Here is a 14,286-nt window from a genome sequence, read left to right as displayed (position 1 = left end):
ACAAAAACGGAGCGGGAATCACCGCTCCGTGTCTTTTTTCAAATTGGACAGGTACGTTGTGTACTTCAAGATAAACAAGGTCAACCCGATGAACACGAACAATCCAAGCGCAAACGAGAGAAGTTGCATCCGCGGTCTCGGCGTGCGCAGGCACGCCAATCCCTCCCTTCATCGTGGAAATTCTCGGTATTCACACCAGGTGCTGTCCGCACCATGCCGCGAACTGACCCACGGACATGACGTCTTCCACCAACAGGATGACAACGTTGGACAACGCGGCGTACAGCCACACGTTCATGCCGACTGGGAAGAACGAATTGATTTTTCGCTTGTTCGCGAAGCTGGCATACCAGCCCGCCGCAACCAGCAAAATCACGCACACCACCGTCAAAGCGAATTCCATGACAGCCGTCGGGGCATAAATCGTTGCCACCTGCTTGCTGTACCCTGCAAACCACAGCATCAGGTTGAACTCCACCATCACCTGGGCGATGTAGACCAGCGTTGTCAACGCCAGGACCAAGTTGAATGCACGCCATTTATCCCTGGCGAAAAAAGAGGCGGCGACAAACAGCAAAATGACAGAAATGATAGATAACAACACCGTAACATACGGAAGGTCGGTCAACACTTTGTCGCTCAAGTGAAACTTCGATGGTGCCCATCCCCGCAAGTATACGTTGCACGCCACAAACGTTGCCGTCATGAACGTTAAGGCAACTAAGCCAAGCCACACCGCAAGGTTCGCATTCCCTTGATGGTCAATGTTTTCGTTGTGATCAAAGTGCACGTTTGCCTGTGCGTGATTGGTCGACATCTCGTGAACCTCCTTAACCATCGTGCTTCATCACATTGCGCTGGCAATCATTGCGATACACATGGCTATCAGGTAAACCAATGAAAAGCGAAACAGTTTTTTCGCCCACACCAAGTCCTCCCTGGCGAACAGACCTTGCACGGACTTCACGAGGAAGGTGACTCCAAGTGTCAAGGCCGCGAGCAAGTACACGGTACCTTCGTACCCAAATCCGTACAAGAGTAGTGACACGGGAACCATCGCTGCGGTGTAGCTCAAGATCTGCCACTTGGTCTCTCGATAGCCCCGAACCACCGGCAACATGGGAATGCCAGCCGCGCGGTACTCCTCGCTACGCTTCATGGCGAGTGGGAGAAAATGCGGAGGTTGCCAGAGGAAGAACATGGAGAACAAGGCCAAGGTGACAACATTCAAGGTTCCACCACTGCCCGCGACAAACCCAATGACTGGAGGCATGGCGCCAGCCAAGCCGCCAATCACAGTGTTCAGGGTCGTGGTTCGCTTCAGCCAAACCGAGTACACATACGCGTACACGACCAAACCCACAAACGCACAAGCTGCTGCAATGACGTTCACGAAAAAGACAAGCATCGCGATGCCGACACAGCCCAACGTCAGCCCGAGCACGAGCGCCGCGTGAGCGGGGACCCGCCCTGTCACAACAACCCGGTCCTTCGTACGGTCCATCGCGTAATCGATATCTCGGTCGACAAAGTTGTTCAGTGCCGCACCGGACGCGACCACGAGCGCGGTACCGAGCAGGGTATATAGACTTACAATCAGCCCCGGACGGCCGTGGCTGCCCACCCACAAACCGGCGAAGGTCGACATCAGGTTGGCAAACGTGATGCCTAGTTTCAGGAGCGACACATAGTCACGAAATGTCGCACGTTCCTCTGCACCACGCTCCTTTGGTAAACGCTTCGCCACCGCCACGCCATCTGAAGCCAACTTCGTCTCCTCCTTCTCCTCGGATGCCGCCTGCCCCGTCAATGAACAGTCCCCGGATTTGACACCGACGTTGAATTGGATCTGTCTGCTGTTTGCCTGATCCGTTGCCGAGCCAATGTCGCCGTGGTGGCCACCCACGTCATGGTGGCAATCATGCCGCCGGCGTTTGCGAAATGGAGCGTGACCACTGTAAAAGCGAGCCGACTGGTCAGCGACAGAACACCAAGGATGAACTGTACCGTCACCAGGCCTAACAAGAGTGACGCGGCCTTGACATAAAGCTGCAAATGCAGTGCCCGGCAGAACAGCCACAACGCCGCAAACGCGACCAGCGTCCCCGCCGTGATATGAAATACGAGCAACCCCACAGACACCGAGGAAGAAGGCAGCGTGTGCTGTCCGTGGCTAGCCAAATAGCTGTTGATGCCAAACAATGCCTCACCCGCGCCAGTGTGTCTGAAAAGAGCGCCCACCAGAACTGCGAATCCGCCGATACCAACCACCATCCACGCAGTAGGCGTCATCTGTTCCAGCTCCACATCGGGCCACTCACGGCCGAAACGACGGTGCACGGTAACACGGTACGCTTCCGTGGTGAGTGCAACATAAAGCGAGAGCAATACCATGCTGTTCACCACGTCGACGGTGGTCACGACGCCCGGCCACTTGAACAGGACAATCAACCCGCCCACGACCATTTGGATGAGCAATGATAGCAGCGCGAGTGTGGCAATGACCATCATTGTCTTGTTGTCGCGATACTTCCAGTACACTCTCCCGGTGATGAACAGGACCAAGACGGCTACGAGCAACGCCGTGATGCGATGAGTCATTTCAACGATGACAAGTCCAGTCCATGTCGGAAGCAGCATGCCGTGACACAGCGGCCAATCTGGGCAAATGAACCCGGCATCCTTGCCGACCACAACACCCCCAAGGACAATTTGAACCCCAAGGAGAAGCGTGGTCACCAAGGGCAATCGGTAGTTCAGCGCTGGTCACCTCCATTGACGCCGCAACCTGGTCAACGTTGCAGGTGGAAAAAACAACACTGGTCGTGGGGCTACGCTGTGGCCACTTCTTCCACTTCTTGCGGCGAGTACGGTTGGTACGGATTTTCCGTGACCACTGGAAGTTCCGTAAAGTTATGCTCCGGCGGCGGCGAGGAGATGGTCCACTCGAGTGTCCGAGCGCCCCACGGGTTGTTGCCGACCTTCTTTCCGTACTTTGCCGAGTAAAACAGGTTGAAAATAATAATCAGCGTACCCACGCCAAGGATGTAGGAGCCGATGGTCGATACATCGTTCCAGAATTGGAACTCCGGCAGGTACGACTGATAGCGTCGCGGCATGCCAGCCAACCCCACCAGATGCATCGGGAAGAACGTAACCTGGGTGCCAATGAAGTAAAACCAGAACGAGATGTGTCCCAGCTTCGTGTTGAACATCCGTCCGGTGACTTTCGGAAACCAGTAGTGCAACCCTGCCATAATGGTCATGACGCTCCCGCCGAACAACACGTAGTGAATGTGTGCAACGATAAAGTACGTGTCATGCAGGTGCATATCCAGCGGAACCTCTGCCACAATCACACCACTGAAACCACCGATGATGAACGAACCGATAAACCCGAGCGATGCATACATCATGGGAACTGTGTAGTCTACAGCGCCTCGCCACATCGTGGCCAACCAGTTGAAAATTTTTACCGACGTGGGCACTGCAATAATCAAAGACGAAATCATGAATGGAATCCCCGCAGACATCGACATACCGGCCACGAACATGTGGTGCGCCCAGACAAAGAAGCCGAGGAAGCCGATGGCCACACTGGAGTAAGCAATGGCATGGTACCCAAATATAGGTTTGCGCGAAAAAACCGGCAATAATTCAGAAATAATCCCGAACCCTGGCAAAATCATGATGTACACTGCCGGGTGCGAATAGAACCAGAACAGATGTTGGTACAACATTGGATCTCCGCCAGCGGTGGCGTCGTAAAACACAGTGCCAAAATGACGGTCCGCCAGCAACGTCGTCACTGCCCCCGCCAATGCCGGGGTACCAAAGATCTGCATGTAGGCGGTGACCAAAATGCTCCACACAAACAGCGGCATACGGTTGTACGTCATACCCGGCGCCCGCATCTTGTGTATCGTCACCACGAAGTTGATAGCACCGAGAATGGAAGACAAACCAGCGATGTGAATCGCCGTTACCCACAGATCAATACCGGGGCCTTGCGACTGTATGCTGTACGGCGGGTAAGATGTCCAGCCCGCATCCGGCATGCCAAAGAACATGCTGAATAACAGAACGACACCCGACGCGAGATACAGCCAGTAGCTCAGGGCATTCATTCGCGGGAACGCCATATCGCGCGCGCCAATCATCAAAGGTACCAAGTAGTTGCCAAACGCGCCGGTCAACAATGGAATGATGACGGCAAAAATCATGATGGTTGCGTGCATCGTGAAGAATTCGTTGTACGTTTGCGGAGAAAACAAGCCAGACGGAACCAACAAATCTGTCCGAACGAGAAGCGCAAACAAACCAGCGAGGAGGAAGAAGAAGAGCGAGGTGACTCCGTACATGATGCCAATCTTCTTGTGGTCGACCGTCATCACCCACTCGCGGATGAATGACTTACGCGGCGCCTGAACCGCTGCCTCCATTGTGCCACCACCTTCGTGCAAGTTGTATGATTACTCAGATAATACAGACGCTACTTGCGGCTGATGCTCACTGCCCAGAGTTCTGCTTTTGCTTCTGAAGTTGGGTTTGTTCCCAGTGCTCGTAATCTGCTGGGGACATCACGGTCATTTTGGCATCCATGATGGGGTGCCCCGAACCACAGAACTGGTCACACGGCACGTCAAATACCTGACCGACCTTGTCAGTGTCCGCATTCATCCAGAATTCGGTCTGCCGACCAGGCAACGCATCTTGTTGAATTCGAACAGCCGGTATGTAAAACCCGTGAATCACATCGGCTGAGTGAATCTCAAACAGGACGTTTTCGCCGGCAGGGACGCGTAAGTCATTCTTTGTTGTCAAACCGTTCGGATACTGAAACTCCCAGAACCACATGTGCCCCGTCACCTTAATCACTTCCGGTTTCGCAGGGGGCGTTTGTAAGGCGTAGACCACCTTCACGCAGTAAACCCCCATACAGACAAGAATGGCCGCAGGAATCAGTGTCCAGATGACTTCAAGCCTGTTGTTGCCGTGCACGTTCACTCCGGTTTGATTGGTCTTGGTGCGCCGATAACGAATGAGAAACGTGACTAGCAAAACTTCCACTAGGACAAAGAAGAACGTGACAACACCCAACGCAACGTCAAACAGAACGTCTAAGCTATGAGACATCGGTGTCAGTTCAGTTGGAAGCCAAGATGCTGCATCGACCACACTACACCCTCCTCGGCTGGTATCACCGTTTGCTCATGAGACTCGCACGAAGTCTTCGCGTCCTCACCTATCAAAATAATCTCAAAATTGACAGCGTATTCATTCTCTACTGACCATATCCATTGCGCATGATAGGTTTGACAACCGACGTTTCACATGGATCCGGTGACACACAGGATGAGTACGCGAAACCGCATGAGGCGAATAGAACGGCACAGTCCCGCAAAGAGATAGGTACAGTTTACCATAGGCCGACGCACAGGCGTCAAGTAATGTAGTATCGACGTACCTGTGCGGCCGTTGCAAATAGAGAGAAAACGAGTGTGTCTAAGTTGTGGCTATCCGGCGACAAATTGGCCAAGACAACCGTGACTTGTATAGATGCGATGGGTGCACTTGGAGTATAATCAGCCTCGGACGAGTGAATGTAGACACGACTCGTCGCGGAAGGGTGAGAGGAATGCTGTCGACACCCTCAGAACCACAAAGGCGCGAAAAGCGAAGCCGCCTGTACATGTTGGTGGTCTTCGTAGGCATCCTCGTCATGATGGGATTCCTGTACATCGCCATGAAGTCCATTACCACACAGCGCTTGGCTGAACACAAGCACTCCTTCATGGGATACGTAACGTCGAACCACGTCGGTAAACTGGTGGAAATAGACAGCGGTACGGGACTGGATCCCATGTCGTACGTTCTTCAACTCGACCACCCAGTTCCTGACTCCGAAAAAGCCTCGTTCACGATTGATATGATGCAAAAATACGTGCAGTACGACCGCGGTTCTGTCCTCACTGTCGTCTACGTGAACCCCACGACGAAAGTCCAAATCCCTGTTGCGGAAGCCCACTACAACCGGGTTGACGGCAGGGTGAGTGTGGCCGTTCACATGGACAACGGCGAGACAAAATCACTGGTCGTGAAAGAGAAATGGTAGAACCATGTCCACCATGTAGGACAGAACACTTTGGCGTGTGAGCGTCTGGCACAACATCCATTGGCAACGAAAACGATTGGAGGGTGTTCCATGTTTGTCTGGATGAGCGGGCTCATTGCCTTCATTGTGAGCTGGGCCACCATCCCCTACATCCGGCGTCTAGCGTTTCGCTGGAACTTCGTAGACCAACCGAATCAGCGCAAAGTTCACAAGTCGCCCCTGCCTTTGCTTGGCGGCGTCTCGATGTTTGCTGCGTTCGTCCTTGCAGCGACCTGGGTTACGGTATTACACGGGAGCCTGCCGGACGTTTACTTCGGCATTCTCATGGGCGCGTGCTTGCTTTTCGGCATCGGCCTGGTCGATGACTACTACAAGTCGCGCGCTAAGGATTTTTCTCCATGGCCCCGCCTCCTCATGCAAATTGCAGCCGCCGCGCTGGTTGCCCTATTCGGGGGAACAGTTCGCGGTTTTTCTAGTCCATTTGGCACGCACGGCTTTGTTCAGTTCCCCCACTTCGTTTCCGTGGCCGTCACTATCGTGTGGATTGTCGGCGTCATCAACGTGTTCAACTTTCTCGATGGACTGGATGGACTGGCCGCCGGCATCGCTTGTATATCTGCCGTGACGTTGATGTTTATCGCGCTCGTGAAAGGCGACACCAACTCGGCCATCTGGGCGGCAGCGGTGGCTGGAGCTGCGTTGGGTTTTCTCCGCCACAACTTCTACCCGGCGCGCATCATCATGGGTGACGCCGGTTCTACTTTGCTGGGCTTCCTGCTCGCAGCCATTGCAGTGATTGGCGCATTCAAGTCCGCAACCGTCATCTCCATCTTCGTGCCGATATTGGCGCTCGGCGTTCCGATTTTCGACGCAGTGCGGGTGGTTATACGGCGCGCAATGGCAGGCAAACCTGTGTACAAGCCGGATAAAACGCACGGTCACCACAGACTGTTGAATGCCGGTTTCTCACAGGTGCAGGCGGTGACATTCATGTATCTCTTGAGCGCCTGCTGCTCGCTGGCTTCCATGATTATTGTTCTTTTGCAACGTTAGAGACCAGAGCAGTATTTTGAAGGGACGGAACCAATGACCAAGTTCACATTCGTCGCAACGACCCCGATGGGGATTGAGTCGGTCCTCAAACGAGAATTGCTGGGCCTCGGCTATGAGGATGCCCGGGCCTTTAACGGCTACGTCGAGTTCTCCGGTGATGAGAGCGCCATCGCGCGGTGCAACCTGTGGTTGCGCACCGCGGATCGGGTGTTGGTGAAAGTCGGCCAATTTCAGGCCAAGACGTTCGATGAGTTGTTTGAAGGGACCAAAGCGCTACCATGGCAAGACTTATTACCGGAAAACGCCCACTTTCCAGTGGAAGGCCGGTCGGTGAAGTCACAGCTGTCGAGCGTGCCGGCCTGTCAACGCATCGTGAAGAAAGCCATTGTCGACAAACTGAGCGCCAAGTACGGGCGACAGACCTTCCCAGAAACAGGCGCTACATACAGCATTGAAGTTTCCATTCATTCGGATCAGGCCATGATCACCTTAGACACCAGTGGCGCGGGTCTCCACAAGCGGGGTTATCGCAAGCTCAGCGCGAAAGCGCCCATCAAGGAAACTTTGGCCGCCGCATTGGTGCTGCTCAGTTGGTGGAAGCCTCACCGCCCGTTTGCTGATCCGCTATGCGGTTCGGGCACCATCGCCATTGAGGCGGCGATGATTGGCAAGAACATCGCTCCCGGATTGCAACGCGAATTCGCCAGCGAACGATGGCCGTGGATACCGACCGAGGTGTGGACAGACGAGCGCACTCGTGCATTTGCGGCGACGAACAAAGACGTCGACCTCGACATCGTGGCAAGCGACATTGACAGTGAAGTGTTGAGCCTCGCAGAGTACCACTGCCGAAAAGCAGGTGTCGCTGAGTGCGTGCGGATTGTGAAACAAGATGCCGGACAATTTTCGTCCAATGCAGAGTACGGCTGTATCGTGACCAACCCACCGTACGGAGAACGTCTCGGTGACCAGTGGGAAGTCGAAAATCTCTACCGCGCGATGGGCAGAGCGTTTCGCAGACTCGACACGTGGTCCGCGTTCATCATCACGTCCCACACGAAATTCGAAAAAATGTACGGGAAGCCAGCCGATAAAAAACGCAAGCTTTACAACGGCCGCATTCAGACCAACCTGTATCAGTACCTCGGCCCACTTCCCCCGCCCAAGGAACGGTAAAACCCCGGTGCTACAGACCGGGGTTTTCCTTGGTCAAAGTAGAATGTAGACGTTGCAACACATCTTGCACGGTCACCTCAGTGGACAAGGGAACGGATCCTTGCGCTGCCTGCCGATTACCGCCGCCTTTTCCCCCGAGCGGAACCACAGACGCTGCAAACCACTCGTTCGCATGCACAGAGGGGGCACTAGACAGTAACTGAACCATCAGCCGCTCACCCGCTACCCCAACCACTCCAATACAGGCGGGCACTTGTTCCACAAAAGCCTCGCGGACCTTTGCACCCAACCGCTTCAAGTCAGCAAAATCCAGGTTTCCGTCCAGCGCGTGCAACACGACGTGGGTACCGTTGTCAAGCACAGTAGCGTGGGCACTGAGCTCGCGAGCCGTCGCCTCAGCGAGTGCCTCTTTGGCCTCCTCAACTTGTTTTTGCGCGCTCACCGCGTTTGCCTGCAGTTTCTGCACGGTGAGCACCAACTCATCCACGCCTGTGGACAATGCTTGGCCGACTTCGCGCAGAACCGACGTTTTTCTCTGAAAGTCAGCCAGTGCGCGCGCACCGCAGACGAAAGAAAGTCGCACCTTTCCCTTCATACTTTCCGCCTTCACCACTTTGATGGCACCGACAGCGCCCGTCGCAGACGGATGCGTGCCACCGCACGCGTTGTCGTCAAATCCGTCGATGCTGACAATGCGAATGTCCTCTGTCACTTTTGGCGGATGACGCAGGGAGAAATGAGCGAGTTCCTCTGGATTTACGAACCTTGCATATACCGGGCGGTTCTCCCAAACGACTTCGTTCGCTCGCCACTCCACGCGTTCAACGTCAGACCAAGAGAGACTCTGTACGTCGAGATCAATGGTCACCCACTCACCGCCGATATGAAAGCCGACCGTATCGACATCCATCAAATCTTCAAAACAGCGAGAGAGAATGTGTTGGCCGCAGTGCTGCTGCATGAAGTCAAGCCGCCGCTTTCCGTCAATGTGGCCAACCACGTGTTCGCCCACGGACAACGGCTTGGTGACGGTATGAAACACGGCGCCATCTTCAGTAAATACGTCTATCACAGGGACGTCATTGAGCGTTCCCGTGTCGTGTGGCTGACCGCCTGATGTGGGATAGAATGCGGAAGCATCCAATCGAACATGCCATTTTTCACCATCTCGTCGCACGTCCACCACTGTCCCCTGGAACTCCCACAAGTAACTATTCGCATAGTACAGGCGTTCTTCTCCTATGCCCAAACCCGGTTCTCCCCTCGTCTGAAATCCACTTGAAAAGCCTGGTATTCCCACCTGCACAGCTTGCAATATGTACTGCATCGGTAGTAGAGTGACAATTGACTGAACTCATTCTACTCACCATGGGAAGCGCATTGGGTATCAGTATTCGTCTGCGCGCTCCCCAAACCCTGCTCCGGACCTCGTCAGGGGCATCGGAAAACAGGATTCTTCTATCGGCAAATCTGATCCTGGTTCGACAGACCGCGGAATGATTTGCGAAAATGAACACAGGCATCATTGAAACACAGAGAGTGGAGGGAATCACACATGACAGACAAACGTGACCCGTTTGGCGTCCGCGGCACGTTGACTGTGGGTGACAAAACGTACACCTACTACAACCTGGCCGCGCTTGAAGACAAAGGCATCGGCCCTGTCTCCAAGCTGCCGTTCTCCATCAAAATCCTGCTCGAGGCCGTCGTACGTCAGTTTGACGACCGCGCTATCCTCGAACACCACATTCGCGAACTCGCAAACTGGAACGCTGCATCCCCGCAAGCGTCTGAAGTTCCGTTCAAACCTGCACGTATCTTGTTGCAAGACTTCACCGGCGTTCCCGCGGTGGTCGACTTGGCTGCGATGCGCGCTGCAATGCACCGCGCTGGTGGCAATCCGAAGCGCATCAACCCGCTGATCCCTGTGGATCTCGTTATTGACCACTCGGTTCAGGTCGATGCGTTCGCATCTCGCGAAGCGCTGGAATTCAATATCAATAAGGAATTTGAACGCAACGAAGAACGCTACAAATTCCTCCGCTGGGCACAAAAAGCGTTTAACAACTTCCGCGTGGTTCCGCCCGGCACCGGTATTGTCCACCAGGTGAATTTGGAATACCTCGCCACCGTTGTTGCACAACGAGAAGTGGACGGCGAAACCGTTGTGTTCCCGGACAGCCTCGTCGGAACCGACTCACATACAACGATGATCAACGGTATCGGCGTGCTCGGCTGGGGCGTTGGAGGCATCGAAGCGGAAGCGTGCATGCTCGGTCAACCGCTCTACCAGTTGATGCCGGAAGTCATCGGCTTCAAGCTCACCGGTCAACTGCCGGAAGGGGCAACGGCGACCGACTTGGCGCTGACCGTCACGAACATGCTCCGCAAGAAGGGTGTCGTCGGCAAGTTTGTCGAGTTCTACGGCTCCGGGCTGAGCAATATCAGCTTGGCTGACCGCGCGACCGTAGCCAACATGGCACCTGAGTACGGTGCAACCATGGGCTTCTTCCCAGTCGATGCGGAAACGCTCAACTACCTGCGCAACACTGGCCGCGACGAAGCGCTCGTGCAACTGGTCGAAGCGTACACCAAGGCGAATGGCTTGTTCCGTACGGACGATACGCCAGACCCGGTATTCACCGACACCATTGAACTGGATCTGTCCACAGTGACTCCGACCCTGGCTGGTCCGAAACGCCCGCAGGACAAGATTGAACTGAAGAGCATGAAGGCAAACTTCGAAGACGCGTTGCAAAAGCCGCTGGACAAGGGTGGCTTCGGCCTCTCTGACGAGCAAGTTAACAAGGCTGTGACCGTCAAGCGAAATGGCAAGGAAGACGTCATGAAGCCAGGGGCGGTTGTCATTGCGGCCATCACCAGCTGCACCAACACGTCCAACCCGTCCGTCTTGATTGGGGCTGGATTGGTGGCGAAGAAGGCTGTCGAACGCGGTTTGACACCGCCGAACTACGTCAAGACGAGCCTTGCGCCTGGCTCCAAAGTGGTAACGGACTACCTGGAACGCGCAGGATTGCTCGAGCCACTCTCTCAAATCGGATTTGACATCGTTGGTTACGGTTGCACCACTTGTATTGGTAACTCCGGCCCGCTGCCGGATGAAGTCGGCAACGCCATCAAAGAGAACGACCTTTTGGTATCCGCCGTGCTTTCCGGTAACCGCAACTTCGAAGGCCGCATTCACTCGCTGGTACGTGCCAACTACCTGGCATCACCGCCGCTCGTCATTGCGTACGCGCTGGCCGGCACGGTCGACATCGACCTTCTCAACGAGCCACTGGGTACCGACAAGAACGGGCAGCCGGTGTACCTGAAGGATATCTGGCCGACATCGAAGGAAGTACAGGACGTCATTTCCGACGTACTGACCGCAGACTTGTTCAAGCAACGGTACGCAGGCGTCTTCACGAGCAACGAACGTTGGAACGCGCTGACGACGCCAGAAGGCGACCTGTACGACTGGGATAAAACGTCCACGTACATTCAAGAGCCGCCGTTCTTCGTGGGCCTGTCCGCTGAACTGCCGGAGTCGGGCGACATCGAGGGCGCGAAAGTGTTGGCTCTGCTCGGTGACTCCGTCACGACGGACCACATTTCGCCTGCAGGCTCCATTGCGGCAAACAGCCCGGCTGGCAAGTACCTGACCGAGCATGGCGTCAGCCCGGTGGACTTCAACTCCTACGGTTCTCGCCGCGGGAACCACGAAGTGATGATGCGTGGTACGTTCGCGAACATCCGCATTCGCAACAAAGTGGCTCCGGGTACCGAAGGCGGCGTGACGAAGTACCTACCGACCGACGAAGTCATGCCGATTTACGACGCATCCATGAAGTATCAGGAAAACGGCGTGCCCCTCGTGGTCATCGCTGGCAAAGAGTACGGCACCGGTTCTTCCCGCGACTGGGCTGCAAAGGGCACCAGGCTCCTCGGCGTGAAGGCGGTTATCGCAGAAAGCTTTGAACGCATCCACCGCAGCAACCTGGTCGGTATGGGCGTTCTGCCGCTCCAGTTCAAGAACGGCGAAAGCGCGCAATCGCTGGGTATCACCGGACGTGAAACATTTGATATCCACGGTTTGCAAGGTGAGCTGAAGCCACGCCAAGACCTCCTGGTCGAGGCGACACGTGAAGACGGCAGCAAGTTCTCCTTCACGGTAACGCTCCGTCTGGACAGCAACATTGAAATCGAGTACTACCGCAACGGCGGTATTCTGCAAACGGTGCTCCGCAACTTCGTTGCCGAGGAAGTGAAGTAAACTGTCCGCATAAACAAAAGGTGTACCAGATACGTCTGGTACACCTTTTTGATTTGAGTCGTGAAGCCACCAGTATGGTGTACTATAGGGACAAGCGACTGATGATTGGAGCTGACGCACTCATGAAACCCAGCGATTTCTTTGCACCGACCCGCGACCTGACCATTGACCTCGTCGCCATTCCGTCCGTCACTGGCTCGTCTGGTGAAACCACCATTGTGGAGTACCTACACCACCGGCTGACGCGTCACAAGGCGTATCAGTCGGGCCGCATGCGCCTTTTCATGATCCCCTCGAAGGATGATCCCCTCTTTCGCCCGACCCTGATTGCACACCTCGTGGGCAAGAAACCATCCGGCGTTCTGCTTTTCGGGCACACCGACACGGTGGGTACCTCGGATTACGGCGCATTGGAATCTCTCGCGTGCCGCCCACTAGAACTCACCCAAGCCGTAAGTCAGGGCGTACTGGGACCGGAAGCAGCCGAACGCGCCAAGACGGGTTCCTGGCTATTTGGACGTGGATCGGTGGATATGAAATCCGGTGTGGCTGCAGCACTCACAACGTTTGAGGCACTGGCCGATTCAGAGTGTGAACAACACGTATTTTTCTCTGCCACACCTGACGAGGAAGTGAGCTCTCTGGGTGTCAAAACCCTCTCTGGGTGGTTAGATGAATACCTCGAGGCCGAAGGCATAGAACTCAAGATGGCCATCAACACGGACTACACTTCTCCCTTGCTCGGGGATGGTGGCGCGAAACACATATACCTCGGCAGCATAGGGAAACTTCTCCTCGGGGTGTACGTACGCGGTGTACCAAGCCACGCGGCCGAGCCAGAAAACGGACTGGATCCAAACGTACTCCTGGCCAACATCACAGGACACGTGGTGTACAACGATGCTCTGCGAGACACATCTGCCGCGGAGCGATGCCCTGCCCCAACGTGCCTATTTCAACGCGATGGCAAATCGAACTACGATGTCCAGACGGCGCTCTCCGCATCAGCGTATTACAATCTCTTTCATATGGAGAGAACGCCCAGTGAACAACTTACATTATTCGTAAGAACCGTGCGCAGGGCCATCCAGGAATTTCAGACCCGATATCCCGCCTATTCCCCAAGTGACATCCCTGTTTACACCTATGAGGACCTTTGGAACCTTGCCAATGACCAGGTTCGAGATGATATGAAATCCTACCATGATTCTTTGACGCTCAGTACCGATGTCCAAGAACGATCCCGCCTCATGACCGAGACCCTCTTAGAGAAGATTGGTGTGAAGGGCCCGTGTGTTGTGGTGTACTTTGCAGCAGGACTTATCCCGAAAGTTGACAGTGGCGTAACCGTAGCAAAGTTGTTGACTGAGACGTTGCACGCATTTTCGGCAAAGACGGGTGAGAAATTTAAATTGCACACCTATTTTCCGTACATCTCTGACCTCAGTTTCCTCACTGCGTCACCGGACTGGGAGGACGCCACGTTCGTTTCCAATTATCCTTGCCAAGTGACCGCGACGCCCGGACCTCGGCGGACGGCCCCGACGCTGATGATAGGCACATACGGAGTTGGGGCCCACCGCCCCGACGAGTCCGTGGAAATGACGTATACATTCAGACACCTGCCGTCGCTGCTGTGGAATCTGGTCAAAACGGTTGACTGATC

12 protein-coding genes are annotated in these 14,286 nt (G+C 55.0%); 5 read left to right on the top strand and 7 right to left on the bottom strand.

What is annotated here, in order from left to right:
• Positions 1-18: 18 nt before the first annotated feature.
• The 6 genes from YWK_RS21725 to coxB form a co-directional block, all read right to left on the bottom strand.
• Positions 19-159 carry a hypothetical protein gene (locus tag YWK_RS21725; protein ID WP_156908990.1) on the bottom strand — a complete coding sequence of 47 codons (141 nt, stop codon included), beginning with the start codon at positions 157-159 and terminating at the stop codon, positions 19-21.
• Positions 160-190: 31 nt separating this feature from the next.
• Positions 191-817: a hypothetical protein gene (locus YWK_RS0100850; RefSeq protein WP_026963289.1), complete on the bottom strand. Its 627-nt coding sequence runs from the start codon at positions 815-817 to the stop codon at positions 191-193.
• 30 nt (positions 818-847) lie between these two features.
• On the bottom strand, positions 848-1,768 hold the full coding sequence (gene cyoE, locus YWK_RS0100845; protein WP_035465735.1) for a heme o synthase: 921 nt from the start codon (positions 1,766-1,768) through the stop codon (positions 848-850).
• A 38-nt stretch (positions 1,769-1,806) separates the two neighbouring features.
• Entirely contained in the window at positions 1,807-2,739 is a 933-nt protein-coding gene (locus YWK_RS0100840; protein WP_169727112.1) for a COX15/CtaA family protein, read from the bottom strand.
• A 92-nt stretch (positions 2,740-2,831) separates the two neighbouring features.
• Entirely contained in the window at positions 2,832-4,442 is a 1,611-nt protein-coding gene (gene ctaD, locus YWK_RS17660) for a cytochrome c oxidase subunit I (protein ID WP_051374835.1), read from the bottom strand.
• A 67-nt stretch (positions 4,443-4,509) separates the two neighbouring features.
• Positions 4,510-5,178 (bottom strand): cytochrome c oxidase subunit II, encoded by a 669-nt coding sequence (gene coxB, locus YWK_RS17655; RefSeq protein WP_051374833.1) that lies wholly within the window; start codon positions 5,176-5,178, stop codon positions 4,510-4,512.
• A 460-nt stretch (positions 5,179-5,638) separates the two neighbouring features.
• Between coxB and YWK_RS0100825 the strand changes: the two genes are divergently transcribed.
• From YWK_RS0100825 to YWK_RS0100815, 3 genes are all read left to right on the top strand, one after another.
• Positions 5,639-6,115: a hypothetical protein gene (locus tag YWK_RS0100825; RefSeq protein ID WP_026963286.1), complete on the top strand. Its 477-nt coding sequence runs from the start codon at positions 5,639-5,641 to the stop codon at positions 6,113-6,115.
• A 90-nt stretch (positions 6,116-6,205) separates the two neighbouring features.
• Positions 6,206-7,168 (top strand): glycosyltransferase family 4 protein, encoded by a 963-nt coding sequence (locus YWK_RS0100820; RefSeq protein WP_026963285.1) that lies wholly within the window; start codon positions 6,206-6,208, stop codon positions 7,166-7,168.
• A gap of 33 nt (positions 7,169-7,201) precedes the next feature.
• Positions 7,202-8,344, top strand: coding sequence for a THUMP domain-containing class I SAM-dependent RNA methyltransferase (locus YWK_RS0100815; RefSeq protein ID WP_026963284.1), 1,143 nt, complete (start codon positions 7,202-7,204; stop codon positions 8,342-8,344).
• Between the two features lie 10 nt (positions 8,345-8,354).
• On the opposite strand, the gene YWK_RS0100810 is transcribed toward YWK_RS0100815, so the two are convergent.
• On the bottom strand, positions 8,355-9,593 hold the full coding sequence (locus YWK_RS0100810) for an alanyl-tRNA editing protein (protein ID WP_026963283.1): 1,239 nt from the start codon (positions 9,591-9,593) through the stop codon (positions 8,355-8,357).
• A 306-nt stretch (positions 9,594-9,899) separates the two neighbouring features.
• Between YWK_RS0100810 and acnA the strand changes: the two genes are divergently transcribed.
• Together acnA and YWK_RS0100800 are read left to right on the top strand one after the other, a co-directional pair.
• On the top strand, positions 9,900-12,620 hold the full coding sequence (acnA, locus tag YWK_RS0100805) for an aconitate hydratase AcnA (protein ID WP_026963282.1): 2,721 nt from the start codon (positions 9,900-9,902) through the stop codon (positions 12,618-12,620).
• 74 nt (positions 12,621-12,694) lie between these two features.
• Entirely contained in the window at positions 12,695-14,284 is a 1,590-nt protein-coding gene (locus tag YWK_RS0100800; RefSeq protein WP_156908989.1) for a M20/M25/M40 family metallo-hydrolase, read from the top strand.
• Positions 14,285-14,286 lie beyond the last annotated feature (2 nt).

It is taken from the genome of Alicyclobacillus pomorum DSM 14955, from assembly GCF_000472905.1.
Taxonomy (GTDB): Bacteria; Bacillota; Bacilli; order Alicyclobacillales; family Alicyclobacillaceae; genus Alicyclobacillus_A; species Alicyclobacillus_A pomorum.
Note: the sequence above shows the minus strand (reverse complement) of the source record. Positions and strands in the feature narration are given on the sequence as shown.

Bases quoted from the DNA above. Each gene is read 5' to 3' on its own strand.
- YWK_RS0100850 (WP_026963289.1), bottom strand. From the start codon at position 817: ATGTCGACCAATCACGCACAGGCAAACGTGCACTTTGATCACAACGAA.
- ctaD (WP_051374835.1), bottom strand. From the start codon at position 4,442: ATGGAGGCAGCGGTTCAGGCGCCGCGTAAGTCATTCATCCGCGAGTGG.
- YWK_RS0100825 (WP_026963286.1), top strand. From the start codon at position 5,639: ATGCTGTCGACACCCTCAGAACCACAAAGGCGCGAAAAGCGAAGCCGC.
- YWK_RS0100820 (WP_026963285.1), top strand. From the start codon at position 6,206: ATGTTTGTCTGGATGAGCGGGCTCATTGCCTTCATTGTGAGCTGGGCC.
- YWK_RS0100815 (WP_026963284.1), top strand. From the start codon at position 7,202: ATGACCAAGTTCACATTCGTCGCAACGACCCCGATGGGGATTGAGTCG.
- acnA (WP_026963282.1), top strand. From the start codon at position 9,900: ATGACAGACAAACGTGACCCGTTTGGCGTCCGCGGCACGTTGACTGTG.
- YWK_RS0100800 (WP_156908989.1), top strand. From the start codon at position 12,695: ATGGTGTACTATAGGGACAAGCGACTGATGATTGGAGCTGACGCACTC.